This is a genomic window from Bdellovibrio sp. HCB117 (genome assembly GCF_047305915.1).
In the GTDB taxonomy this organism is placed as follows: Bacteria; Bdellovibrionota; Bdellovibrionia; order Bdellovibrionales; family Bdellovibrionaceae; genus Bdellovibrio; species Bdellovibrio bacteriovorus_B.
Map to the genome: position 1 here is coordinate 1,950,709 of NZ_CP178622.1, position 24,396 is coordinate 1,975,104.

The 24,396-nt window shown below is 45.5% G+C and carries 20 protein-coding genes and 1 riboswitch; of the genes, 6 read left to right on the forward strand and 14 right to left on the reverse strand.

All coding sequences use genetic code 11. The features are described 5' to 3' along the window. Nucleotides 1-47 precede the first annotated feature (47 nt). The 7 genes from guaA to miaB form a co-directional block, all read right to left on the reverse strand. On the reverse strand, nucleotides 48-1,568 hold the full coding sequence (gene guaA / locus ACLWBD_RS09325; RefSeq protein ID WP_413570731.1) for a glutamine-hydrolyzing GMP synthase: 1,521 nt from the start codon (nucleotides 1,566-1,568) through the stop codon (nucleotides 48-50). 14 nt (nucleotides 1,569-1,582) lie between these two features. Beyond that, the gene (guaB, locus tag ACLWBD_RS09330; RefSeq protein ID WP_063207114.1) at nucleotides 1,583-3,046 is read right to left on the reverse strand and encodes an IMP dehydrogenase; all 1,464 of its coding nucleotides are present in this window, start codon (nucleotides 3,044-3,046) and stop codon (nucleotides 1,583-1,585) included. A gap of 90 nt (nucleotides 3,047-3,136) precedes the next feature. After that, a complete protein-coding gene (locus ACLWBD_RS09335) occupies nucleotides 3,137-3,649 on the reverse strand; it encodes a gamma carbonic anhydrase family protein (RefSeq protein WP_063207111.1) in 513 nt (170 codons plus the stop codon). Nucleotides 3,650-3,717: 68 nt separating this feature from the next. After that, nucleotides 3,718-4,893, reverse strand: a complete 1,176-nt coding sequence (locus tag ACLWBD_RS09340) for a patatin-like phospholipase family protein (protein ID WP_413568004.1) — start codon at nucleotides 4,891-4,893, stop codon at nucleotides 3,718-3,720. 91 nt (nucleotides 4,894-4,984) lie between these two features. Then, a complete protein-coding gene (locus ACLWBD_RS09345; RefSeq protein WP_413568005.1) occupies nucleotides 4,985-7,210 on the reverse strand; it encodes a cation:proton antiporter in 2,226 nt (741 codons plus the stop codon). A 17-nt stretch (nucleotides 7,211-7,227) separates the two neighbouring features. Next, the gene (locus tag ACLWBD_RS09350; protein WP_063244539.1) at nucleotides 7,228-7,785 is read right to left on the reverse strand and encodes a bifunctional nuclease family protein; all 558 of its coding nucleotides are present in this window, start codon (nucleotides 7,783-7,785) and stop codon (nucleotides 7,228-7,230) included. 2 nt (nucleotides 7,786-7,787) lie between these two features. Next, nucleotides 7,788-9,170 (reverse strand): tRNA (N6-isopentenyl adenosine(37)-C2)-methylthiotransferase MiaB, encoded by a 1,383-nt coding sequence (gene miaB, locus ACLWBD_RS09355; RefSeq protein WP_413568006.1) that lies wholly within the window; start codon nucleotides 9,168-9,170, stop codon nucleotides 7,788-7,790. Nucleotides 9,171-9,253: 83 nt separating this feature from the next. On the opposite strand from miaB, the gene ACLWBD_RS09360 reads away from it, so the two are divergent. Beyond that, complete coding sequence (locus tag ACLWBD_RS09360; protein ID WP_063207096.1) at nucleotides 9,254-9,892, forward strand: hypothetical protein; 639 nt, start codon at nucleotides 9,254-9,256, stop codon at nucleotides 9,890-9,892. A gap of 34 nt (nucleotides 9,893-9,926) precedes the next feature. Here the strand turns inward: ACLWBD_RS09360 and ACLWBD_RS09365 are convergent, their stop codons facing one another. Both ACLWBD_RS09365 and ACLWBD_RS09370 read right to left on the reverse strand, forming a co-directional pair. Then, a complete protein-coding gene (locus ACLWBD_RS09365; RefSeq protein ID WP_413568007.1) occupies nucleotides 9,927-12,488 on the reverse strand; it encodes a hypothetical protein in 2,562 nt (853 codons plus the stop codon). 117 nt (nucleotides 12,489-12,605) lie between these two features. Continuing rightward, nucleotides 12,606-13,643 carry a hypothetical protein gene (locus ACLWBD_RS09370; RefSeq protein ID WP_413568008.1) on the reverse strand — a complete coding sequence of 346 codons (1,038 nt, stop codon included), beginning with the start codon at nucleotides 13,641-13,643 and terminating at the stop codon, nucleotides 12,606-12,608. Between the two features lie 337 nt (nucleotides 13,644-13,980). Between ACLWBD_RS09370 and ACLWBD_RS09375 the strand changes: the two genes are divergently transcribed. Further along, a complete protein-coding gene (locus ACLWBD_RS09375) occupies nucleotides 13,981-15,285 on the forward strand; it encodes a ferric iron reductase (protein ID WP_413568009.1) in 1,305 nt (434 codons plus the stop codon). Nucleotides 15,286-15,337: 52 nt separating this feature from the next. Here the strand turns inward: ACLWBD_RS09375 and ACLWBD_RS09380 are convergent, their stop codons facing one another. The 4 genes from ACLWBD_RS09380 to ACLWBD_RS09395 form a co-directional block, all read right to left on the reverse strand. Then, a complete protein-coding gene (locus ACLWBD_RS09380; protein ID WP_413568010.1) occupies nucleotides 15,338-15,997 on the reverse strand; it encodes a type 1 glutamine amidotransferase in 660 nt (219 codons plus the stop codon). Between the two features lie 97 nt (nucleotides 15,998-16,094). Further along, a complete protein-coding gene (locus tag ACLWBD_RS09385; RefSeq protein ID WP_063207081.1) occupies nucleotides 16,095-16,574 on the reverse strand; it encodes a hypothetical protein in 480 nt (159 codons plus the stop codon). After that, a riboswitch (purine riboswitch) is annotated at nucleotides 16,567-16,662 on the reverse strand. It overlaps the preceding gene by 8 nt. Before the next feature lie 396 nt (nucleotides 16,663-17,058). Further along, the gene (locus tag ACLWBD_RS09390) at nucleotides 17,059-17,979 is read right to left on the reverse strand and encodes a hypothetical protein (RefSeq protein ID WP_063207079.1); all 921 of its coding nucleotides are present in this window, start codon (nucleotides 17,977-17,979) and stop codon (nucleotides 17,059-17,061) included. A gap of 66 nt (nucleotides 17,980-18,045) precedes the next feature. Next, entirely contained in the window at nucleotides 18,046-19,026 is a 981-nt protein-coding gene (locus tag ACLWBD_RS09395) for a DUF4097 family beta strand repeat-containing protein (RefSeq protein ID WP_413568011.1), read from the reverse strand. Nucleotides 19,027-19,106: 80 nt separating this feature from the next. On the opposite strand from ACLWBD_RS09395, the gene ACLWBD_RS09400 reads away from it, so the two are divergent. The 4 genes from ACLWBD_RS09400 to ACLWBD_RS09415 all read left to right on the forward strand — a co-directional run bounded on the left by ACLWBD_RS09400 (nucleotide 19,107) and on the right by ACLWBD_RS09415 (nucleotide 22,797). Next, a complete protein-coding gene (locus tag ACLWBD_RS09400; RefSeq protein ID WP_413568012.1) occupies nucleotides 19,107-20,282 on the forward strand; it encodes a thiolase family protein in 1,176 nt (391 codons plus the stop codon). Between the two features lie 6 nt (nucleotides 20,283-20,288). Continuing rightward, nucleotides 20,289-20,987, forward strand: coding sequence for a CoA transferase subunit A (locus tag ACLWBD_RS09405; RefSeq protein ID WP_063207073.1), 699 nt, complete (start codon nucleotides 20,289-20,291; stop codon nucleotides 20,985-20,987). A 3-nt stretch (nucleotides 20,988-20,990) separates the two neighbouring features. Beyond that, entirely contained in the window at nucleotides 20,991-21,647 is a 657-nt protein-coding gene (locus ACLWBD_RS09410) for a CoA transferase subunit B (RefSeq protein ID WP_063207070.1), read from the forward strand. Nucleotides 21,648-21,813: 166 nt separating this feature from the next. Then, nucleotides 21,814-22,797 carry a Crp/Fnr family transcriptional regulator gene (locus tag ACLWBD_RS09415; protein WP_063207067.1) on the forward strand — a complete coding sequence of 328 codons (984 nt, stop codon included), beginning with the start codon at nucleotides 21,814-21,816 and terminating at the stop codon, nucleotides 22,795-22,797. Between the two features lie 107 nt (nucleotides 22,798-22,904). Here the strand turns inward: ACLWBD_RS09415 and pyk are convergent, their stop codons facing one another. After that, nucleotides 22,905-24,392: a pyruvate kinase gene (gene pyk, locus ACLWBD_RS09420; RefSeq protein ID WP_413568013.1), complete on the reverse strand. Its 1,488-nt coding sequence runs from the start codon at nucleotides 24,390-24,392 to the stop codon at nucleotides 22,905-22,907. Nucleotides 24,393-24,396 lie beyond the last annotated feature (4 nt).

Here is a 24,396-nt window from a genome sequence, read left to right on the forward strand (position 1 = left end):
CGCGCATATCGAGTTACAAAGAAGCCATTACCTGCGGGTAACGGCCATTATTCCCATTCGATCGTCCCCGGAGGTTTACTGGTAATATCATAAACCACACGATTCACACCTTTCACCTTGTTGGTGATCATGTTTGAAACTTCACGCAAGAACTGAAATTCAAAAGGATACCAATCTGCGGTCATCCCATCACTGGACGTCACTGCCCGCAATGAAAGAACGTGATCATAAGTTCTGGAATCGCCCTGAACACCGACAGTTTTTACTGGCAAGAGTACACAGAATGCCTGCCAGATTTTCTCATAAAGACCGCGACGACGAAGCTCTGAAATGAAAATATCATCGGCTTCTTTAAGTATTTGCAGTTTCTCTTTTGTCACTTCACCAAGAACACGAATCGAAAGTCCCGGCCCGGGGAAGGGATGACGCCACAACATTTCATGCGGCAATCCCAACTGAGCCCCTAGCGCACGCACTTCGTCTTTAAAAAGCTCACGAACCGGCTCTACAAGCCCTAGATTCATTTTTTCAGGCAAGCCTCCGACATTATGGTGAGATTTAATTGTGACACTGCCACCGACAGACGAAACACTTTCAATCACATCGGGATACAAAGTGCCTTGCGCCAACCACTTAATCGGATACTGATGATCATAACTTTTATCAAAGACCTCGATAAAAACACGCCCGATGGTTTTTCTTTTATCCTCCGGATCAGACTTACCCTTGAGGGCTGACAGAAATTCTTCCGAGGCATCCACACCTTTGACGTTTAATCCGATCTTGCGATAATTCTCCAAAACGGTTTCAAATTCATTTTTGCGCAGTAAACCGTTATCAACAAAAACACAGTGAACTCTTTCAGCCCCCAACGCTTTCGTTAAAAGAGTGGCCACCACGGTGGAATCCACGCCACCGCTAAGCCCCACTAGCACGTGATCAGTCGCGCCCACTTGTTTCCGAACATTTTCAATCAAAATATCTTTGATATGAGGCGCATCCCAATCTGAAGCAGCCTGACACATTGTTTGCGCAAAGTACTTCAATAAATCTGTGCCGTGCTCGGTGTGAGCGACTTCGGGATGAAATTGCACAGCTAAAACTCCGGGTCCTTGCATCGCCGCCGGATGATTTCCATCCGACATACCGATCACTTGAAAACCTTCCGGTGCTTTTTCAACAACATCGCCATGGCTCATCCAAACCTTTTGTCGGTGTGGAATACTTCCTACGACGGAAGTCCATGTTACATAATTCAGGCCGTACTCACGGTGCTCCGACCGAGAGACCTTGCCACCCAATTGGTGAGTCAAAAGTTGCATTCCATAACACACACCCATTAAAGGACTTATGTTACGAAGTTCATGGATGTCTCTTTGCGGAGCTCCTTGTTCGTAAACCGAGTTTGGACCACCACTGAGAATAATTCCGTATGGATTTCTTTTACGAATTTCTTCTGTGGGAAATTTATAAGAATGAATTTCTGAATAAAAACCCAACTCGCGCAAACGACGCGCGATCAACTGAGTAAACTGAGAACCGAAATCTAAAATAATAAATCCGCGCATTTTCGATTCCATTTCTATGTTTCGATGCGATAGTTCGGAGCTTCTTTGGTGATGCTGACGTCATGAACATGAGATTCACGAAGCCCCATGGCAGAGATGCGCACGAACTTCGCTTTTGCTTGAAGTTCATCGATATTGCGCGCACCCAAATAACCCATCCCGGATTTTAATCCTCCAACAAGTTGATGAATCACTCCGGCAGCAGACCCTTTGTACGCCACTTTTCCTTCAATGCCTTCAGGCACCAGTTTTTCATTTTCTTCGATGTCCATTTGCCCGTAACGATCTTTGGATCCGCGAGACATAGCACCGATACTTCCCATACCGCGATACACTTTGTAAGTACGGCCCTGGAATAAAATAGTTTCACCCGGTGATTCTTCCGCACCTGCCAGTAAATTTCCGATCATCACGGTGTTTGCGCCCAATGCTAAAGCTTTTGTAATATCGCCGGAAAACTTGATTCCCCCGTCTGCAATCACTGTTTTACCTTTGGCTTTTGCAAGCTTTGCACACTCAATCACTGCAGAGATCTGCGGCATTCCCACACCAGCTACAACGCGAGTCGTACAAATACTGCCGGGCCCCACACCGACTTTTACAACTTCAGCGCCCGCATCAAGCAGGGCCTGTGTTCCTTCAGCCGTAACGACATTCCCTGCCACAACGATCACATCTTTGTGCTTCTGAGAAATATACTTCACCATCTCGAGAACATTTTTAGAATGCCCATGGGCTGTATCCACACAAAGTACATCGGCTCCCGCCGCCACCAGAGCATCGGCGCGATCGCGAGAATCTGCGCCTACGCCGACACCGGCACCAACGAAAAGGCGACCATGTTCATCTTTTGTCGCTTGCGGATAGTTCTTGGCTTTTTCAATGTCTTTGATCGTGATAAGACCTTTGAGCTTCCCCTTACTATCGACCACGGGAAGCTTTTCGATACGATGCTTTTGCAAAATCTTTTTGGCTTCATCCAAAGTCGTTCCCATTTTCGCCGTGACCAGATTTTCTTTAGTCATCAAATTGCGAATAGGTTGATTGAAGTTTTCTTCAAAGCGCAAATCACGATTGGTCAAGATACCCACCAAAGCACCATCCACAGTGATAGGAACACCACTGATAGAAAACTTTTCCATCAGCTCTACCGCCTCTTGCACCAGGTGATCCGGCCCTAATGTGATAGGGTCCATGATCATACCAGATTCATACTTCTTCACTTTTTCAACTTCGAGGGCTTGTTTTTCGATATCAAGATTTTTATGGATAATACCCAAACCACCATGCTGAGCCATCACACGCGCGATACGGTTTTCAGTGACGGTGTCCATCGCCGCAGAGATGATCGGTGTATTTAAATATTTATCTCTAGCGAAAAGAGATCGAGGAACGACTTCTGTCGGTGTGATCTCGGAATATTGCGGAAGAAGAAGGATGTCATCAAAGGTTAAGGCATAGGGAATTTCACGTTCCATAAAAAGCTTGCTCCTGACAGGGTTTCTTCATTCTCAAACGAAATATTTGAGAGTTCAACAGGAACTCTGTCAGAAATAAGTTTTTTAGAACTATTCGTACCAGGACTTATAGAGCAGATAGTTGTCGGCCGATTTTTCTAAAAGGGCCACTTCTTCATCCGTCAGAGGTCGCTTTACTTTCGCAGGGCGTCCTACGACCAGACTGCGCGGAGGAATCTCCGTGCCCTCCGTTAAAAGAGAGCCCGCACCGATAAGACAATGCTCGCCGACTTTCACGCCATCCATCAAGATGGAACCCATTCCAACCAGTGTACCGCGGCCCACCTCACAACCATGAAGCATGACCAAATGACCAATAGTCACGCGGTCATGCAAAGTTGTTCCCCATTTTCCGTAGGTGCCATGAATGACCGTACCATCTTGCACATTCACTTCTTTTCCAATGCGGATGGGCATGACGTCGCCGCGAATGACCACATTGTACCAAATAGAAGAACCCTCACCAATCTCCACATCACTGATGATGCGCGCGTTGTCGGCAATAAAAACATCTTCTGAAATTACAGGGGAAACGCCACGGGCTCTTACAAAAACGTCACTCATAAAATCGAACCTCTTTATCGCCTTAGAATGGCGAATTTTTTATCGCAATGCAAGAATGATTGATCGCTTTACGGATTGGCTTGATGCTTTACAGAATGGGATTTTGCGGCCTTAGAAACAATCAATTCTTCGATACGCTCTTTTTCCTTCATTCCGTCCGAAAAACCAATATCCACTAACTGTTTGCAGTAACTGGGCGTAAATAAAAGATAACTCAACATCTCTCGCGATTCTTCAATGGATCCCGGGCCACGCAGCAAGTAGCGAATCATGCGCGGAAGTTCGGAACCTTTCTCTTTTGCAATTTCCGAAAAATCCACCGAAGGGGAAATCCAAAGATAATCAATCGCGTGAACCGCGACCTTTTTCTTTTGTCCGCCGGTTAATGTCGAAAAACTTTGATTGATCTGCTCGATACGATGAATATCTGATTCAAAGCCATCCATCATAACGGCATTCATCAAAACGTTTGCCACTCGTGACACGGAAGGCGCCTGCCTTGCCGAACTGTTATGATACGAAAACCAAGTGTCCTGCCTGCGACGGACTCCGATTGCGATCAAACTGTCGGCCCCCATGTAAATCGCGGGACCACAAGGCGACTGATTGCGAATGCACCCATCACCGAAGTACCGCGAACCAATTTGAATAGGTGGAAACAACAAAGGAATCGCCGAAGACGCCATGACGTGTTCCGTCGAGAGGTTGGTTCGCTCACTGCGATGCATGCCACGCTCCCAGGGAACTATATCAGGACTTCCTTGAAAGAAAGTGAAGGTTGAAACACTTTCATAATCTAATGCTGAAACACTGACGGCGCGCAACTGTCCGGACTTTATTTTTTTGTCGATTTGATTGAAGTGACACTTATCAGAGATAAAATTACTTAAAGGATGAGTGCTTAAAAGAGATCGCAGTGCCGAGTCTTTATTTCCCCCGCCCCAAGAAAATTCACTCATCCATTGCAGACCACCGCGAGAAAGAGTCATCAAATCGGCATAGTAGATTTGATCGCTATTGATATGACTCCAAAGAGAGACAAGATTTTTCGCGCTCTCAACAAAATCGCCGCTGTTTCCAGCCAGCATCGCGACATTGATGGCGCCGGCGCTGACACCGCTATAGATCTTAAAAGGATTTCTAATTTTTGTCTTCGCCGCTACATGGGCAATCGCCGCAAGAACGCCTGCTTGATACGCTCCCCTCGCGCCTCCACCTGACAGAACAAGTCCCAAACAAGGCATGCCGGCTCCTTCCCTGGACTTCTATGGTAAAACCTTTCTGTCCTCAGGAAAAAAGCTGGCGATTGGAAACGATGAAATACAAAGTTTACGTCTAAGAGTTTTGTTTACGGTCAGAGACGACCCACAGAAGATCATTCTCTAAGATCGTGAAGCTCGCCCTAGGACCTAGGATACGTTCGGAGCCTCTTTCAATACCCACGACCATGCCGTGCATTTTTTCTCGCAAACCGCTTTCACGGATGGATTTTCCTTTTAACGGCGAGTCCTCAGTCACACTGAAAGAAGATAGCTTGTAATCCTGCTGATCTGTCTGCGTGGGTTGAGTTTTTAAAGCGCGTTCCATCTCTAAAGTCTTGTGGAAGTTCTGCAGTTCTTCTTCACTGCCAAAACAGATCAATCGATCGAAAGGATAAATTATGAATTCTCCGTCGGGTGCAAATTTACGATGGGTCCCCCGAAATACAGCCGCGACTGTCACGCCATATTTTTCTTTAAAAGAAAGCGTGCGCAAGCTTTGTCCGACAATACTGCTTTCCGGGAAAATCTCATAACTTCCCAGTGTCGCTTCCCAAGGCAGAAAGTTTTTTGCAACCTCAGCGCTGACTAAAGATTTACGCTCTTTTTCCGTCAGATTTTTTAGAAAGTTTTTTTCAATCACCTGATAAAGTTTTTTCACCCATAGTTGCGCCAAACCAGCGGCAATGATCAAAACGGCGACCATCACGCCAGACGCCATTTTCACGGTCACGAATTGCGACAGAATCGCGGCCACCAGCATTAAGGCCAACAATAAACGGCCCGCAAAAATCCCAGCTTGCAAGCCACGAAGCTTTTGCAATTCTTCCACATCACGTTCGGATCCTAAAGAAGGTCCTCCCAAAACAATTCCCCAAAGGAACGGCCCGCAAATTAGTAAGCACAAGAATAAAGAAACACTGCTCGCCCAGGGGCTTTCTTGCAAATAGCTTTGCACTTCGCCAGTTAAGAAAGTTTTTGAAGCCAGTAGGATGGCCACTACCATCACCGTGTTCATTAATACTTTAAGTCCGTAGGTTCTAAAGATAAGTCCGCCGACGTTGACTCGTCCCTCTTGGTTAAAGGATTGTTGATAGCGATCTAAGATGACTTTGATTCCTTCAGGAAGACGCGCTTCAACCCAGGTGTGTACGGGACCTGAGAATTTAATCAGATATGGCGTCGTAAAGGTCGTCACCGCTGATGTGGCTATCGCCAAGGGGTAAAGGAAATCACTGGTCACTTTCATCGTCACACCTAGCGAGGCGATAATAAAAGAGAACTCCCCGATCTGCGCCAAGCTCATTCCCGACTGAAAAGACACCTTACGGGTTTGCCCCGACAAAATCGCACCCAAGAAGGTGCTGATGAATTTTCCTATAACTGTTATCAGCGTGACCGCCAAAACGAGGTCCCATCTTTCCCAAAGTATTTTAGGATCAATCATCATCCCGACAGAGACGAAGAAAATCGCCGCAAAAAGATTCTTCACCGGTTGAAGCACCTTTTCCATATTATGACCTTCAGGCGTCTCAGCTAATAACGAACCCATGACGAAGGCGCCCAAGGCCGGAGAAAATCCGACATAAGCCGCGATCATCACCATCAAAAAGCACAGACCAATAGCCACTAAAAGCGTGGTCTCATCTTCCAGCAGACGACGAATACGACGCAAGAATATGGGAATAAGAAAGATCCCAACGATAAACCAAAGAGCAATAAAGAAAAAAAGACGAAGGCCATCTAACGCAAGTTCTGCCGTTGAGAACTCTCCAGAACCGGCAATCGCAGTTAGCAATACCAAGAGCAGGATGGCGATGATGTCTTCGACAACCAGAATACCAAAAACCAATTCAACGAACTTCTTCCCTTTGATTCCCATCTCTTGGAAAGCACGTACGATAATCGTCGTGGAGGACATGGAAAGAATGGCACCGAAGAAAAGACTGTCGATACTGTTCCAGCCAAACATGCGGCCGAAAAGATACCCTAGTCCCATCATAAAGATCACTTCAAAGGCCGCAGTGAAACCGGCAGAGCCACCGACTTTGAACAATTTTTTAAAACTAAATTCCAGACCTAAGCTGAATAAAAGAAAGATAACGCCGATCTCGGACCAGACCTTGATGCTTTCATTATCTGTCACTGTTGGAAAAAATGGCACATGCGGACTTACTAAAAAGCCCGCGATCAAATATCCAAGAACTAAAGGTTGTCCGAGTTTTTTAAACAGCAGCGTCGCTAACGCCGCAATGATAAGAATAAAACCTAGATCAGTAATCAAATGAGGCAAATGAGTCATGCCCCATTTTTACAAACCTAGTTCAGATATCCAAATCCTTTATCCATGAAACCAAAATTTTGTGCCTTTTGCGCGCCGCTCTCGATCTCAGCATTCAAAATACGCGAACGACCGATAAAGTTTTTTGTCGCAAACAGAGGCACTTGTAAGTACAGACACAAAGACATGGCTTCATCGGCGCGCAATTTCACTGAATTTGTCGCCGGGTGCCCACTGATATAAAGACGCACATATTGGTGGGAGCCTTTAATTTCAACGAACACGGCTTGCTTTATTTCGATCCCTAAGGACTGAAGCAAAAGTGCTGTGAATTTGTGCGGTGAAGACTCAGCGACGACTTTGTTATTCTGAGAAAGCGCCACTCCCGCATCAATTGGACTGACTGCGACGGGCAAAGTATAAACGTGCGCTTCATCCTTCAAAAGCAAGAAGGGACGAGTCGCATCCGTCGTCACTGACAAGCCATAAGGAAACAATTGCACCAAGTCATTTTGGTGAAAGGTTTCTTCCTCATGCGTGTTCTGTGCAAACACAATCTGAGCTTTAAGATTTTGTGAATCCAAAAGATCTTTCATGTTTAAACTAACTCTCCTCTGAATACCGCCGGGAAGGCTTTGGTGATCTTCACATTCACTGTTTGACCGATCAAATCTTTGCTACCTAAGAAGTGAACAAGCTTATTGCCAGAGCTACGGCCTTGGATCTTGCCGTCTTCACGGTCTACATTCTCAACTAGCACCTTCATCACTTGGCCTTCGTACTTTTTCACAAGTTCAAATGCCATCTTATCGTGGGCATCAAACAGACGGTTCAAACGCTCGGTTTTTACTTCTTCAGCCACTTGATCTTCAAATTTCGCCGCTTTTGTGAAAGGACGCGGAGAATATTTAAAGGCAAAGATCGTCTCAAAGCCCACTTCTTCAACCAATGTCACCGTATCACGGAATTCTTCCTCTGTTTCACCGGGGAAGCCCACGATAATGTCTGTCGAGAAAACCACATTCGGAATGGTTTTCTTCAACATCGCGATTTTTTCTAAGTAGTGTTCACGCGTATAGTTGCGATTCATGCGATCTAAGATACGTGAGTTTCCGCTCTGGAATGGAAGATGGATGTACTCCATGATTTTATCTTGGTGAGCCGCCATTGTATCCGCGAGCTTTTGATTAAAATCTTTAGGATGCGACGTCGTGAAACGAATTCTTTCGATATCCGTTTCTGTCGCTACCTTCGCCATCAAATCGGCAAAGTCCAAGCCCTCTTCGGCTTTATAGGAGTTTACGTTTTGCCCAAGAAGAGTGACTTCTTTCACTCCACGCTTCACCAAGTGGCGAATGTCCGTCAAAATGTGTTGCAGTGGACGAGATTTCTCACGACCGCGAGTGTAAGGCACCACGCAGAACGTACAGAAATTATCGCAACCTTTTGTGATGTTCACAAATGTCGCAACACCTGGATTACGAACCATGGTCTCGATGTGATAAGGCGCGCGGTGTTCAAACTTCGCATTGATGATTTTCTTTTCACCTTCGTAAGTTCTAGCCACCAAATTAGGAAGATTGTCGATTTGATCTGTACCGAATACGAAATCAATCATTGGTTGGTTCTTAATCAAGTTGTCTTTTTCTTGCTGACCGACGCAACCACCAACACCGATACGCAAGTTCGGGTTTTTCTCTTTCATTTTTCTGAATGTGCCGACTTCAGAATAAACTTTGTGCACGGGCTTTTCACGCACACTGCAAGAGTTGATGATGATCAAAGAAGCGTCTTCAGGTTTTTCTACCGGCGTGAAGTTTTGCATCTCTAAAAGAGAGTACATACGTTCAGTGTCGTTCACGTTCATTTGGCAACCGTAGGTAGAAATATACACACCACGGCCCTGACCAATGTCGTTGTTTTGCTGAAGGCTTTCAGGGTTTTGCGAAGTGTTTTCCACGGTTCTTACCTCTTGTGTCATTAAAGAAAGTGAGTTATAGAGGAGCGTCTTAAATTTGTCAAAATGCCCGACGCAAAAATCGCCCGGCAGACACAGAGGTCCCTATGAATCCAAGACTCAAAAGCTCAAAAAAATGGACGGCATTTCCGAAAGAGTACTCAGATCAGATTCAGGCCGTTTTCACCGAAAACTTCGCCCAATATCTCGACAATGGCGACCTTGTGATTGAAGGCCGTATTTACCCCGAAGAGATTCTGCTACGCGTCGGATATCTTGAAAAAGGCCGTTTGGCCCAGGCTAATTTCGAAGTTTCTATGAATTACTCTCAGGATCAACAAGATGCAGTTCAACGCATCCACAACTGCGTGGACGCAGCTGCAAGCATGATGATGGAGTATCTAGAAAACGACGGCGAAGTGGACTTCCCGTACACATGGAAAGAGTTCCCCTTCCAAGGCAAAAAACTTTATCTGCAATTCACTACCGAGAATTCATCCTTAGAAGCGGAAGCGAACAAACTTCTGGGTGTCGATGACGAGACACTTTATAACGACGCTGAAGAAGCGGACGAAGATGCACTTTCTCGTGCAGAACAAAGTGAGGAGCTTTCCCCACCTCGTGATGAAGAAGAGTTTTCCGAAGACGAGGACTACGAAGACGATGAAGAAGAGGACGACGACACCGAAGATCGCGGCCCCCGCATGTTTGGCGGTGGTAAGAAAAAGAAAGGTGATCTTCACTAATAAAAAAAGCCTCCTTCGCGGAGGCTTTTTTATTTTAAGGCGTGGCGCGCGTGAACCACTTGTTCATTAAGATCGGACGCAACCAGTTTAAGTAAACAGCTCCGGCGGCCAATCCCCCGGAACATCGATATTTTCCGGATGTCGTGATTCCGCAGTCCACCGTGAGTAAATCCGAATACGAGGTACCAGCATCCACAACCGAATAAGCGCCGTTCCTAGCTCCACATCTTAGAGCTCCCGTCGTAGTAATGCCACACACTCGGCTACTCCAGTAATCATTTGGAGCTAACACTTTCACATACTCAACACCAGGATCCTGAACGGTGAATACTGTAGGATCACCTGTATAGTTACTGTAGTTATCCCAACACTTTATCTCTTTCGTGGTAGCGGAAATTGCGCATCCTCTTTGGTAGTGACCGGAAAGTTCTGTGTAAGTGTCTGTATTGTCAACGATCGTTGGAGTGGGGATCGTGCCATAATCATTTTCCCAACAAGACAAAGAACCTCCAAGAGAAAGATAACAACCTACAGAATAATCTCCAGAATAGGATTTAATTGTTGCCCCGGCATAAATTTCCTCAAAACTTCCGTCAGATTTCAAACAGCGAATCTTTTGATTCTCGGAGAGTCCACAAAAGCGATAGTTCCAATCGCCCGTCGATATAAAAGCTGCATACTTGACGGTATCGACTTGAGCTTGAGTCGCACTTGAAAAAACATAGCCCTCTGAAGTGAGAACGTAAGATGTATCGTCCAAAAGGTCTTTGACATTATAGGAGGCTAGACTCACTTGATCGACAGGTGTTGATCGCAAGAAACCCTGAACAACTCCTCCGAAACATTTTACTTGGCCAGTTGTTAGAATTGCGCATGTGGCTCCATGAATACTATTGTATCGAATCTTAGCTACGTTAGATAACCCTGACATATCAGTTCGAATCGTGGAGCTAGCTATCACATCCACACCGCGCCACCCTCCATAGTTATAGTCAGACGTGTTCCAGCAATACATTTCGCCGGTCGTAGAAACGCCACAAGCTCTTTGGTAATTTCCGCCGGATCCCGTAGCATAAACTTGTTTAAAGAGAGGACTAGGTACAAGTGAAGACTTATCACACTTCACACCACCATCAGCATTGATCACACATTGCCGATGAAGACTTGCAAAAGTACTCCCAGGACTCAGCACTGTAGGACTGCAGGCGTAGGAGTCACAGATTCGCTTCCACTCGCCGGAAGAGGTCAGTCCATAGATCTCTCCCTGTCCCGAACTTGAAATATCCAAGTAGGCTGTACCCACATCTATATCAGAAAATGAGCTCGGACCACCAAAGGGATCAAAATCTGCGCACCGTAAAGCATTTCCAGTGGTAAGCCCACAAGCCATGTAAAACGACAAAGCAATCTTCTCGTAGGCAACGCCCGCATCGAATGTTTGCATGGAGTAATAAGACTCGTATCCACACTTAAGTTCGTTAGAACTAGTAATGCCACAAAAACTAAACTCAGAATCAAAATCCAAATAATCGGTAGCACTATCCAACGCAGTCATGGCTAAATCACTTCCGTTATTGCATTTGATTTTCTTCGTCGTCGTTAATCCGCAGAAAGAGGCGTTATCACCATTTCCTTGCTTGCTGTCTTCGATCTTGATGTACTTCACACCTGGATCTACTTCTACGGGCGTGGAACCAAACTGTGCGCCCGAACAATAAAGACTGCCATCCGTTGAAATCGCGCAGGTAGTTTGAGAACCAATCACGAAAGCCTTATCAATATTTAATTCGAAACCACCATCATTATCTCTTAGAAACAAACGAGCTTGATAATGCTCTGCCAAAGTGACCATGGCACGATTGGTACCTACTAAGTTCAATTGAATGAGGCGTTCAGGCTGAGCAACCCCGTTGTTTAGAACCTGAAAACTCAAGGTCTTCGTTGTTTCATTCGCGGCAAAAGTCACTGTCCCGGCCGGATTTAAATCAGCATCCAACATATAAACGTAATCACCGGAAACGTTGTAGTTAACTTCCACCGGATAAGGCTTCGCCTCTGAAAGTTTCAAAGTGAATGATTTTAGGCCAACAGGCTCGCTTACACGCTCTTCGTATTCTTCAACCGATACTAGGGCCGCACTGTCGGGACCGGCAGAACAACTGGTAAAAGTCGCCGAACCGGAAAGGCTTCCATTCGTGCAAAGTCGAGACTCGGAAACACTCGCGCAAGTATCTCCACCAGTGACAGTTGCGCTTGTATAAGCCAGAACACTCTGTCCGTGCGGGATCGTTTGATTGTCAAAAACGCAGGACAATTTTTTAGTCAATTGAACCGAGGAAACAGGACCGTTCCCATCCTTCCTTACGCCCACTAATTTTACGGTGATAACCTGCCCGGAAAGAGTTGAAAGATCTAAATTGACACTCCATGCATTGTCGATACACGGAGCATTCACACTAAAGGTCTCTGTCGAGATGACAATTTCTGAGATGTCTTTACAAACCCCTTGCATCAAAAAGGAGTTCTGATTGGTGTCGTTAACAACACCGGAGTTATCGACCTTTTCTACTGCCAAGGATGCGGATGTTTCCGACATTAGTGTCGCTTCAATTCCACATCCCTGAAGTATAAAAGCAGAGTATACCAAGCTAATTCTAAGAAGTTGATTACTGAACACGTCCCCCTCCAACTTTCTTATTTTCAAATAGACGCACTATTTAATACGTACGTAGTTTCCGTTACTGCGCACCTCTTGTCCTTTTTCGTTAATAGCGACAACTTGAAGGTGGTAATTTCCTGCGCCTGGGTTATCCACAACGACGGTGACCTGGTTATCAAATTCAGGATAGTGCTGAGAGTTTGCATACCATTTGCCGCTGACGATTTTCTCTCCTTGAGCCGTACAAGAAAATCGAGTCCCCGCACGAACTTCCTTAGGACAATTTAAAATCACATAACCGTCGATGCTTTTTTTCGCATAGGAATGAGCTTTTCCGGCAGTATCGGTAATGGCAATATCTGAGTTATTCACACGAACATAACGGTCTGTATATTCTTTAAGGCGATTTTCAAAACTGCTGTTCGCGGATGCAATCAAAGAACCTTGGCAGTAAAGATCAAACTTCACCGCTCTTAAATTGTGCGAATCTAAAAGATCACGGCGGATATTCAAATTCACATAGGAACCTTTAGACTGTGTCGTTTGGTAACTGACGATTTGACCTTTCAATTGAAAGCCAGGCTCACTAGAGAAATCAACAAAGTGCGAAGAAGGAACATCGATCACGGCACCGTTTGCCAAATTTGTGATCTTTACTGACAAGCCGGCAGGAATACTCGCAAGACCACTTGAGTGAGGCGCTGACAAAGCCGCCGCATGGAAATTGATTCTAAAACCTTTTGAAGCTGGCAGTTCAGATTGCCCCACAAGCTTCTTGTCATAGGATAACGGTTCAAGGACGAATTTATTTAATTGAACTCCTTTATCCCAACCGATGGCTTGGAGAGCTTGAGAACAACTTGCAGAAGCAGACAAAGTCGAAGCACTGGGCGTTGCCGTGTTACTTGACCCGCTCCACATACCAGGCTCTGCAATCACGCCAGATCCATCTAAACTCAATGAGGAAGACGCCAAAGACTCTTGAGCCTGCGGACTGAACTGACCCGCCGGGCTGCAGTTCTGAAAGGCAATCATTGAAGCTGCTGAAGCAATAAATAATAAACCGCCACCAACGTATTTTTTGATTTCCATGATAGTTCCCCTTTGATGTTAACTTTTCGGAGGAGAACTCACGCTGCATGACCAAAGCACGGTGAATACTGATTCAAGTGCGTTGAAACAGTTTGGAGCCAAATCGACTTGCAAAACTTCAACAGCCAACCCGTTCCACGAAGATCTTTGAGAGCTGAAGAAAATTCTAGTTAAGATCTTATTTTAACAAGGTTTTCCGGTAATCTCATTCTGAGATACTGCATTCATAACACCTGTCGATCAATTTGCCAGTACGCTTGCGCCACAATCGCAATTCCCCTCTCGAAAAATTGGCATTCCCTTTGAAAAAGGAAACTTCGTCAAAGAGGAGTTCCGGATGTCTATTTTGAAGGCCGCGAAAAATTCGCTGGTAATTGCTAGTATTTTTTCATCTCACCTTTCATGGGCGATCAGCAAAGAGATGCATGCCCTTGTTCGCATGGAAACTCATTCAAATGCCGTAGCCACTCGCGAAAGCGGATTCACGCGTCTGGAACATTATGAAATTCCTTTAAAACTTATCGAGGCCGATGTAGCCCTTCGTTCAAATCCTGAATTCGTCAGCTCCTTAATCTTTGAAAGAAACGGTGAAAAGTTTGTCCGTTGGGTGATTAATCCCGAAGATACAAAATGGTATTTGCAAGTTGAAGAATTCCTTAAAAAGAACGGCATTGAGCCCGTTCGTAAAAAGCATTTTATCGGCTACATGACAGCTTCACGCAGTTATATTGCTGTCGATCCTAAATCAGGAGCTGAGTTTTCAGTAAAGGTTTCTACGGATCGCACAGGTGGTAATTGGCGAGACAAACAACAGACATGGGACGACGGAAAACAGATTCGTCTGATGACCGACTTCGTGGATAAACAATTAAAAGGTCAACCAAAGCTAGAGCACATTGTGCTTCTAGATGAACCAATGGCATTCGGCATTAAAGACATCGACCAAGGCATGATCATCCGCTCTTATGAAGAGGTGAAGAAATCAGGGAAACGTTATGTTCCAGGCTTTTCTATTATGCACGAAGATTTGGGACGCGATCTTGCGAAGGCCAATGGCTCCAAGGATCCCGCAGCGTATTGGAACGAACATTATAACAAACCCCTCGCCCGCGCATTAGCAGAGTTTTATGCTTTAACAGGAATGACCTACGATTCCCCTCATTCTCAGAACTTTTTGGTGGAGCTCGATGCGAAGAACCGCCCGACAGGTAAAATCGTTTTGCGTGATTTCGGTGACACCTATCTTTCCAACGAGTTTTTCGAGGCTGTGAAACGCACAGACATCACGAAAGCTTGGGAACAGTCAAACCTACTTAAGGGATATATGTCCGTATCCGTGGGAATCTTACACGGAAACACCGCACCTTCCTGGATGGATATAGACGCAAAGAAAGTTACTAAAAACAACTACAACGGTTGGGGCTTGGATTTCTTCAAAGAATTCGAAAAGGAGTTTGCCCGTCAGACCGGAGTTCAGTTGAACTCAAGCAAGCCCCATGTTTCACGCAATGGCTTGTACTTGAATAAGGGCTATATCATGAACGACGAAGCGGCAAAACGCTTCTTGGACCTTTCAGAAAAAGGACTTCAGCGCGACAACTTGATGATCCGCTCTTGCAGTCGCACTTTACTAGCTATTTAATTTTATTTTTTAGAACGTTGTGGAAGGGCTTTCATTTCGAAAGCCCTTTTTTTTATTTTACCAGCTGATCCAGTTGATCAAAGTACCAGTGCTTTAAATCCTTTTGCAGCGGAAGACTGGCCAGCATGTCTTTTTCAGACTGAACAAGGCCCGTATATGTCTTTTCATTTAGAGCGACTTCTTCAGCACATTCGCGAATCCACTGATCGGTGGTTTCGGGATGAAACTGCGTGGCCACGATATTCTTGCCAAAAGTGAAAGCCTGATTTTTACAAAAACTTCCTTCACAAAGAAGCTCCGCTCCCGGAGGAAGTTCAAAAGTATAACGATGCCAGTGAAAGGCCTGTAACGTCGAGCCCTCGCGAGTTTTCACCGGCACAAAACCAATTTCCCATCCGTGATGTTGATGAACCGAGCCTCCTAGAATTTCCACCAGAAGTTGCGACCCCAAGCACAAACCAAAAATCTTGGAGTTATTTTTCACAAGCTTACGAATGAATTCCTTTTCAACAACCAACCAAGGATGTTTTTCTTCTTCAAAAGTATCCATGGAACCACCACAAATAACGACCAGATCAAAATCTGTTTTTACAGGTGGCGCATCCGTTCCGGGCGACCAATGATGAACAGTGTAGCCTCGAAGCTCAGCCCATTCTAAAGTGGTGCCTGGAGGAGTGTCTGCTTCGTGCTGAATAACCAAAAGACTTTTCATACTCTCAAAACTAACAGAAGCCGCAAATTTTAGGCATAAAAAAACCCATGCTTTTTACGGCATGGGCACCCCTCGAAGAGAGATTGAATTTTAAAAATTAAAGAGAGTTCACGTATTTTTGAATCTCTGGAACTTCATCCAAGTGATTCTTAGCTTGCATGATCAACTCAACAGCTTCTTTTTGCTTCAAGCGACCTGCTGCCATCTTTTCACAAACCAAAGCTTCCAACTGATCTGTGATTTGATAAACGCTTTCATGCTGAGGCCAAAGATTTTGCGGAGAGTTCGAACCACCCGCACAAAGTGGGATGTAATGATCAATCTTGAACGCCTGACGCTTCATAGAGCGCGTACGGTAACCAAGCTGATCGTACTTTTGAAAGATAGCGGCTTTTTGAGAAGAAGAGACATCACGCTCGCAATATTTGATATGCTCTGGATATCTGTAAGAATCCGCTCTTGAACAAAGAGCACCCGGAGTTAGATTTGCGTCCGGTCCCTTTGGAAAATTCCCATTCGCATGAGAAACAGTTGAACACAAAACAACGACTGCTAAAAGAGCCACGCTCTTAAACATTTCCCCTCCAAATAGTCTGCCCTTACGGTGGCAGGTAGAAACATCAGACCCATCTCTGACATATATTTGAACAATTTCGGTTAGTCCTACCGATCAGATTTCCCTATTGCAATGAAAAAAGTCCGCACCAGCAGCTTTAACGCAACAGCAAACCCCAATCCTAACCATTCCCAAACAATTCCAAGCCCCCAACCACCCTCCAACAAAACTGAAGCAAAGCATCAGAAACATAAGAAATGAAAGACTAAAAATCCCAAGAAAAGAAAACCTAATTTTATAAAAGCTAAACTTAGAGAGAGACCTAAAGAAGCGAGCTCCGAAGGAGCAAGCGAAAGACCGTGGACACCCAGAAAGAGCGAGCGGTCAAAAATGCCCATGCGCAAGGCGGGAGGAAGGAAGCGACTGAGGCGTACGCCTGTACGCCGCAGGGAGACGCCCGCCCGACCAACGCAGTCGAATGGGCGTTTTTCACCGCTCGCGGTAACTAGTACTCGTCGTCTTCTACGCCCGGAGTTCCGTTATCACCCATGCCGCGAACTTCTTCGATGTAGGCACTTGTATCCTCTTCAAACTCATTATCCTGAGCCGATTCATCAATCTCAAGCTCCTGAATAGCAGCCAAGAAGTCTTTTTCCGTGCGCAAATCACGGCGGATCATTTCTAAGAATTTATCTGGATAACGGGAAGTCAATTCTTCCACGTAACGTTCCAATTTACCATCAGCCAAGATTTTCTTACGAACTTGGATCTTCTTCCAGAAAAGAAGATAGTGGTAACGGCAATAAGCATCTACGGCAGCGATTTGATCGCAGTCACGCGCGCGGCAATAACGATTGCCTTCGGCGTCCGTCAGAATGATCTCTTCGTCTGTTTTTGGCTTTTCTTCGCCCGACCATTCTTCTTCTTCTTCGACGTCTTCGTCAGACTCTTCAACGGCTTTCAGTTCTTCTTCGTACTCGCCGATTTCATCGCCCATCAAATCGTCATCAGCAATAAAGTCGTCATCAAGATCGGATTCTTCCTTCTCTTTATCCTTTTTGCCTTTACCTTTTTTTGCAGCCGCAGGAGCTTTCGCATCCTTCTTCGCAGGTTTTTCAGCAGTAGGTTGCGGAGTGGCAGCCTTTTTATCTTGCTTCTTAGCCTCAGCGACTTTCGTCTCTTTGACTTCCTTTTCCTTGGCAGGTTTCGCAGCGGCCTTAGCCGGAGCTGCCTTCACTTCGGGCTTTTTCTTTACTTCAGGCTTTTTCGCTACCGGTTTTGCCGGAGCTTTATCAGCCTTTTTCTTTACCACAGCCTTAGGTGCCGCCTTTTTAGGAGCAGGTTTTGCGGCCGCTTTCGCAGGCGCTTTTTTAGCAGATTTTGCAGCAGGTTTTGCTGCGGGCTTCTTTTTAACGATTTTTGCCATAATTCTACCTAGATAGTGCTTAAAAATGATCTTTCATGTGTGAAGCATTTCAAGAGGAGCGTCAACTCATTTCACTGAAATTGTTCCATCTTGACTGCGCACAAACACGCTGCCTCTTTGCGCATCGCCCCGCAGACGACCACGCACGGATTTTTCTGCACTCAATTTAGTCACTTTAAGCTCGGAAGGGACGACGATTTCGCCCTCGACCGTCATTAAATTTAAACTCATTCCCGAAGACGCCGGCACTTGGACATTCACGCGGCCCGACTTCGCTTTTACATCCAACTCTGAATCTAGCGTCATTGTCACATTCACAGAACCCTCTTGGTTCTGACCTTCCATGCGACCTTGAAAACCTTGTATGTTCAATGCGCCACGACCGTTTTCAAACTGAATCGTCCCCGTTCCCTGATTGATTTTGCTATTGGATTGCTGCGTCGCCAAAGTGAGGAAGCCGCGCACTTTTTCAATCTGAAGCTGACCAGAGAATAGGCTCGCACTCACATCACCCTGAATGTTTTTAAGAGCCATGGTGCCCGAGTACGAGTCGGCATCCACCTTCCCCGTATGATCAGAGACATTCACATCACCTTTTTGCACATAAATATTCAACGAACCTGAGCCGTTTAAAGAACTGACGCGGCCCTGAGCGACACTCACCTTCAAATCTTTATTCCATTTCTGAGCGACGACCGATCCGCCGCGCAAGTGAATTTCCGTCGGAACTGCGGCTCCCCAAATCTCAATTTTTCTCATTTGCGTGCCGGACTTAGGCAAGATGTTCAACCAGTTCTTTTTGCCCGCGTATTCATTCATTTTTACTTCGATGATATTATTCTTCTTCGTAACAACGAATACGCCCTCGGTGCTGGCCTCATCCACGCCAGATACTTTCAAGGAATTACCACCCTGTCCCACAACTTGCACCTGGGCTTCTAATCCTTTGAGGACCAGACGATCGCCGTCGGCGACGGGAACTTCAAATGTTGCAGCCATAACCGGCTGAAAAAGAAGATGCGCGAGAATGATACTGATCGCTGACATGCGTTGACTCCCTGGGAAATTGACTCTGCCTTTAAAATATAAAAAAGTATCGGGGCATTGACAACTAATTGAGGTGAAAAATGGAAAATGTCGTAATTGTGAGCAGCGTAAGAACTCCTGTGGCTTCGTTTCAAGGAGGTTTCTCTTCTCTTCCTGCACCAAAGCTCGGTGCGATTGCAATTAAAGAAGCGATCACTCGCGCGGGTGTTTCCGCTGACGAAATTGATGAGTGCATCATGGGTGAGGTTTTGACTGCAGGCGTAGGACAAGCTCCGGCTCGTCAAGCCGCGATCTTCGCCGGTTTGAAAAACACAACACCTTGTATGACAATCAATAAAGTGTGCGGCTCTGGCCTTAAAGCTGTGATGTTAGCGGCAGATTCTATTGCTCTTGGTAACACAAAAATTGCCGTAGCTGGCGGTCAAGAAAACATGACATTGGCTCCGCACTTGCTAGAAAATTCTCGCTCTGGTTACCGCATGGGTCCAACACAAATGACAGACTCTATGATCAAAGACGGTCTTTGGGATCCGTACAACAACTTCCACATGGGAAGTGCCGCAGAGATTTGCGTGAAAGAGCATAACTTCACTCGTGAACAACAAGATGCTTTCGCGATTGATTCTTACAAAAAAGCGCAAGACGCTTGGAACAAAAATCTTTTCAAAAACGAAATCGTTCCTGTGACGATCGAAGGCAAAAAAGGTCCTGTCACTGTGGATAAAGACGAAGAGCCGTTCAACACGAACTTCGACAAAATCCCAGGTTTGAAACCTGCTTTCGACAAAACCGGAACTATCACGGCAGCCAATGCTTCTAAAATCAACGATGGAGCTGCGGCTCACGTCTTGATGTCTGAAAGCGAGGCTAAAAAACGTGGTTTGAAACCGATTGCAAAAATCGTAGCTCACGGCACATTCGCTCATGAACCAAAATACTTTACAACAGCTCCTGTTGGCGCGATCAAAAAAGCTTTGGCTAAAGCGAACTTGAATGTGGGCGACATCGACATGTGGGAGATCAACGAAGCTTTCGCGGTCGTAACTCAAGTGGCGATGAAAGAACTAGAAATCCCTGCTGAAAAAGTAAACGTGCACGGTGGTGCGGTGGCTATCGGTCACCCGATTGGTGCTTCCGGTGCACGCATTCTTGCGACACTGGTTCACGGTCTTCACACTCATAACAAACGTTATGGTCTAGCAACTCTTTGTATCGGTGGCGGTGAAGCCGTTGCTTTGATCGTAGAAAAAGCGTAGTCCGCTATGAGCAAAAAAGTTTTTACTGATGCAAAGAGCGCGCTCTTTGACGTTAAAGACAATATGACTTTAGTTCTTGGGGGATTCGGCCTTTGCGGAATCCCTGAAAATTGCATCGCGGCCCTTCGTGATATGGGAGTCAAAGGTCTTACTTGCGTTTCTAATAACGCCGGTGTTGACGACTTCGGCTTAGGTCAGCTTTTGCAAAATCGCCAAATCAAAAAAATGATTTCATCTTATGTGGGTGAAAACGCGTTGTTTGAAAAACTCTATATGAGTGGCGAACTGGAACTTGAATTCTGCCCTCAGGGAACTTTGGCTGAAAGAATTCGTGCGGGTGGCGCGGGTATCGCTGGATTCTACACTCCGACAGGAGTGGGAACTTTAGTGGCTGAAGGAAAAGAAATTAAAAATTTCGACGGTCGAGCCTATGTCCTTGAGCGCGGAATCAAAGGTGACTTTGCTTTCGTTAAAGCTTGGAAGGGCGATAAATTCGGAAACTTGGTTTTCCGTAAAACCGCACGCAACTTCAATCCTATGGCGGCAACAGCCGGTAAGATCACAGTTGCTGAAGTTGAAGAGTTGGTTGAAGTGGGCGAATTAGATCCCGATCAAATTCACACGCCGGGTGTTTACGTACAGCGCATCTTCAAAGGTGCTAACTACGAAAAACGCATCGAACAAAAAACTGTGAGAAAGGGGTAAGCCATGCCATTAACTCGTGAACAAATCGCTCAACGTATTGCTCAAGAAGTGGAAGATGGCTATTGCGTGAATTTAGGAATCGGCATTCCTACTTTGGTTGCAAACTACATCCCTTCAAACAAATTCGTTATGTTACAAAGCGAAAACGGCCTTTTAGGAATGGGACCTTTCCCTTTCGAAAAAGACATCGATCCCGATTTGATCAACGCTGGTAAGCAAACGGTGACAGCACTTCCGGGTGCTAGTTTCTTTTCAAGCGCTGACAGCTTTGCGATGATTCGTGGGGGCCACGTGGACTTAACAGTTCTTGGCGCCATGGAAGTCGATGAAGAAGGCAGCATTGCCAACTGGATGGTTCCAGGAAAAATGGTCAAAGGCATGGGCGGAGCGATGGATCTAGTCGCGGGCGCTCGTAACGTGATCGTAGCTATGCAGCACACAGACAAAGAAGGAAATTCAAAACTTCGCACAAAGTGCACTCTGCCTTTAACGGGCGTAAAGTGTATTAAAAAAATCGTGAGTGATTTCGGCGTGATCGAAGTCACACCTCAAGGTTTTGTGTTAAAGGAATATGCTCCGGATTTATCTCCAGAGAAAGTTCTGGCGGCGACGGAGGGGAAGATGACCATCGCCCCCGATTGCAAACCTATGACATTCTAAAAGTACTTTGTAATTTGTTACCGAATCTAATTAGACCCCAAGACCTCTTGGGGTCTTTTTGTATCAAAGAAAAACACTCTCCATCGAAGGTCCAGCCACCGTTTGCCCGTCCTGTTTTTTCCAGTGATAATAAGACTCCACAATCCAGTAAAAAAAGAGGTCTTTCGTGGCAGAGCAGAAAAAGGTGGCTAAAGATACTTATCTATTCCGTGAAGGTGATGCCCCTGATGCGATGTACATTGTGAAATCCGGCGGATTCGCCGTGACAAAAACAAAAGGGAATACCGAGATTGTTTTAGCCGAAATCGCTCCTGGCGCCATGGTGGGAGAGATGGCTCTTTTCGACAACAAACCTCGCAGTGCCAATGTCAAAGCCACAAAAGAATCTGAAGTCATTGCACTTCCCTATGACTCTTTAACGAAACAAATGGAGCAATTGCCCGTGTGGGTGCGCGCGATCATGAAAACTCTGAATGAGAACATGCGCGAAGCAAACAAGAAAATCAAAATTCTTGAAAACTCAAATCCCGATGAAGAGCGTTTTCCTCCGCACATCGTGAATAAGTACATTTCAATTTTAAATCTTGTGGGAAATAAATACGGAAAAGAAGAATCGCCAGGAACATTGGCTTTTTCGTCTGTTCTTATTCGCAACTACACGATTCAAATCTTTCAAGAAGCCACAAACAAAATGCAAAGTGTTGTGAACGCGCTGACGGATCTTGGCTATCTGAAACAGGAAGACCGTGGTGATGGTTCACAAAAAATTACAAATCTAAAACCTCAGGAATTATTCTCGTTCGTTGATTGGTATAACGAATGGCTTTTCAAACAAGAAAAAGACCGCTTACCCGCAATGACAGATCAAGAAGTGAACGTTCTTAATGGCATCTTGCACTTCGCACGCAAAGTAGAGCCCAATCATAAAGGTCTCTACAAAGTCGACTTGAACGAAGTCCAAAATGAATCCATGAAAGAACTCGGAAACCTCATTCGCCCCGACGACGTAAATTCTTTGATTGAGAAAAAATATCTCACCGAAAAAATCATGGACGAAAAAGGAGTCTACATCATGGTCGAACTTCCTTACGTGGAACCCATGGCCCGCAACTGGTCCATCGTAAACAACCTCAAGAAAAAACTCCGCTAAGGTGCTGCTTCCCTTCATTTCGAAAAGGAACCATGTATAAAATAAAAAAGCCCAAGATAACCTTGGGCTTTTTTTATTTCTGCATTTGAAAAAAGAACCTGGTACCTTTAATCGATGTTGGGATCGGCTTGGCAGCGCAATGGCAATTGATCATCTGGGAGTTTTGAGTACTGCTCCCCATTCACCGTGTGAACGTATATCGAATTGGTTTTTGCGCCTTGAGCGATGGGTTGTCCCAATGTCAGGATCACGCGGTCGCCGGTCTTTGCTAAGCCATGAGTGACCATCAACTGATCGATCTGACTTAAGATGTCTTCCATCGTTTTATAAGGCTTAATCACGTGAGTTTGAATCCCCCACATCAGCTCCATCGAATTTAAAACTTCCATGTGCTGAGTGACTGAAATCACGCGCGCTTTAGGACGGAATCCTGAGATGATGTTTGCGGTTTTGCCTGACGTTGTTAAGCAGACAATGGCCGTCGCATTCAGTTTTAAAGCACTCAAAGAAGCACTGGCTGCGATAGAAGCTGGTGTACTAAGGAATTCACTTTCAAGCGAAAGCTTGTAGTACTCTTCCTCGTTGCGCTCCACTTCCGTGATAATCTCATGCATAGTGCGAATACACTTAAACGGATACTTACCGCTGGCAGATTCTGCCGAAAGCATCAAAGCATCAGAACCATCTAAAACAGCGTTTGCAACGTCCGTGATTTCCGCTCTTGTGGGACGAGGATTTTCAACCATGCTATCTAGCATCTGAGTCGCCGTGATAACGGGCTTACCCAATTGGTTGCAGACTTGAATGATGCGTTTTTGGAAACCCGGAAGACGGCTTTGCCCCACTTCCACAGCCAAGTCCCCACGCGCGACCATCACGACATCACTTAAACGGCAGATCTCTTCGAGGTTTTCCAAAGCTTCTACCATTTCAATTTTTGCTACGATCTTGGCATTGGATTTTTTAGATTCAATGATTTCACGGAGTTTACGAATATCACGTGCATGACGAACAAAACTCAATGCGATGTAATCAACTTTATTGGCAATACCGAACTCAAGATCTTCAAGATCCTTCGGCGTCATGCACTCCACCGGCAAATTAACACCTGGAAGATTCATTCCTTTACGGTCTTTCAAAATGCCACCGTAAACCACTTCCGCATCAACTTCGTTACCACGCACCTTCAGAACTTTTAGTTCCATCAAACCGTCATCAAGAAGAATGCGCGTCCCTGGAGAGCACGCCAGCGGAAGCTCTTTAAAGTCAGAAGGAATAAGGCCTGTCGTTCCCAACACAGCATCCGTTGTGATGATAAGCTGTTCACCCGGTTTGATCTCGATAGAGCCTTTTTCAAATTTACCCACACGGATCTTAGGACCTTGAAGATCCTGCAAGATAGCTACGGGGGCTCTTAATTCTTGGGATAGTTTTCGCAGTGAATAAATCACCTTCAAGTGATCTTCATGACTGCCGTGGGAAAAATTAAGGCGAGCCACGTTCATGCCCGCCTTAATTGCTTTTTCTAAGTTCTTTTCATCACGAGTAGCGGGCCCAATAGTGGCCACAATTTTTGCGCGACGATCTGCTAACATTTTT

Excerpts from the sequence above, each read along its gene's own strand:
- guaA (WP_413570731.1), bottom strand. The coding sequence starts at position 1,568 with ATGCGCGGATTTATTATTTTAGATTTCGGTTCTCAGTTTACTCAGTTG.
- guaB (WP_063207114.1), bottom strand. The coding sequence starts at position 3,046 with ATGGAACGTGAAATTCCCTATGCCTTAACCTTTGATGACATCCTTCTT.
- ACLWBD_RS09335 (WP_063207111.1), bottom strand. The coding sequence starts at position 3,649 with ATGAGTGACGTTTTTGTAAGAGCCCGTGGCGTTTCCCCTGTAATTTCA.
- ACLWBD_RS09340 (WP_413568004.1), bottom strand. The coding sequence starts at position 4,893 with ATGCCTTGTTTGGGACTTGTTCTGTCAGGTGGAGGCGCGAGGGGAGCG.
- ACLWBD_RS09345 (WP_413568005.1), bottom strand. The coding sequence starts at position 7,210 with ATGACTCATTTGCCTCATTTGATTACTGATCTAGGTTTTATTCTTATC.
- ACLWBD_RS09350 (WP_063244539.1), bottom strand. The coding sequence starts at position 7,785 with ATGAAAGATCTTTTGGATTCACAAAATCTTAAAGCTCAGATTGTGTTT.
- miaB (WP_413568006.1), bottom strand. The coding sequence starts at position 9,170 with ATGACACAAGAGGTAAGAACCGTGGAAAACACTTCGCAAAACCCTGAA.
- ACLWBD_RS09360 (WP_063207096.1), top strand. The coding sequence starts at position 9,254 with ATGAATCCAAGACTCAAAAGCTCAAAAAAATGGACGGCATTTCCGAAA.
- ACLWBD_RS09365 (WP_413568007.1), bottom strand. The coding sequence starts at position 12,488 with ATGTCGGAAACATCCGCATCCTTGGCAGTAGAAAAGGTCGATAACTCC.
- ACLWBD_RS09370 (WP_413568008.1), bottom strand. The coding sequence starts at position 13,643 with ATGGAAATCAAAAAATACGTTGGTGGCGGTTTATTATTTATTGCTTCA.
- ACLWBD_RS09375 (WP_413568009.1), top strand. The coding sequence starts at position 13,981 with ATGTCTATTTTGAAGGCCGCGAAAAATTCGCTGGTAATTGCTAGTATT.
- ACLWBD_RS09380 (WP_413568010.1), bottom strand. The coding sequence starts at position 15,997 with ATGAAAAGTCTTTTGGTTATTCAGCACGAAGCAGACACTCCTCCAGGC.
- ACLWBD_RS09385 (WP_063207081.1), bottom strand. The coding sequence starts at position 16,574 with ATGTTTAAGAGCGTGGCTCTTTTAGCAGTCGTTGTTTTGTGTTCAACT.
- ACLWBD_RS09390 (WP_063207079.1), bottom strand. The coding sequence starts at position 17,979 with ATGGCAAAAATCGTTAAAAAGAAGCCCGCAGCAAAACCTGCTGCAAAA.
- ACLWBD_RS09395 (WP_413568011.1), bottom strand. The coding sequence starts at position 19,026 with ATGTCAGCGATCAGTATCATTCTCGCGCATCTTCTTTTTCAGCCGGTT.
- ACLWBD_RS09400 (WP_413568012.1), top strand. The coding sequence starts at position 19,107 with ATGGAAAATGTCGTAATTGTGAGCAGCGTAAGAACTCCTGTGGCTTCG.
- ACLWBD_RS09405 (WP_063207073.1), top strand. The coding sequence starts at position 20,289 with ATGAGCAAAAAAGTTTTTACTGATGCAAAGAGCGCGCTCTTTGACGTT.
- ACLWBD_RS09410 (WP_063207070.1), top strand. The coding sequence starts at position 20,991 with ATGCCATTAACTCGTGAACAAATCGCTCAACGTATTGCTCAAGAAGTG.
- pyk (WP_413568013.1), bottom strand. The coding sequence starts at position 24,392 with ATGTTAGCAGATCGTCGCGCAAAAATTGTGGCCACTATTGGGCCCGCT.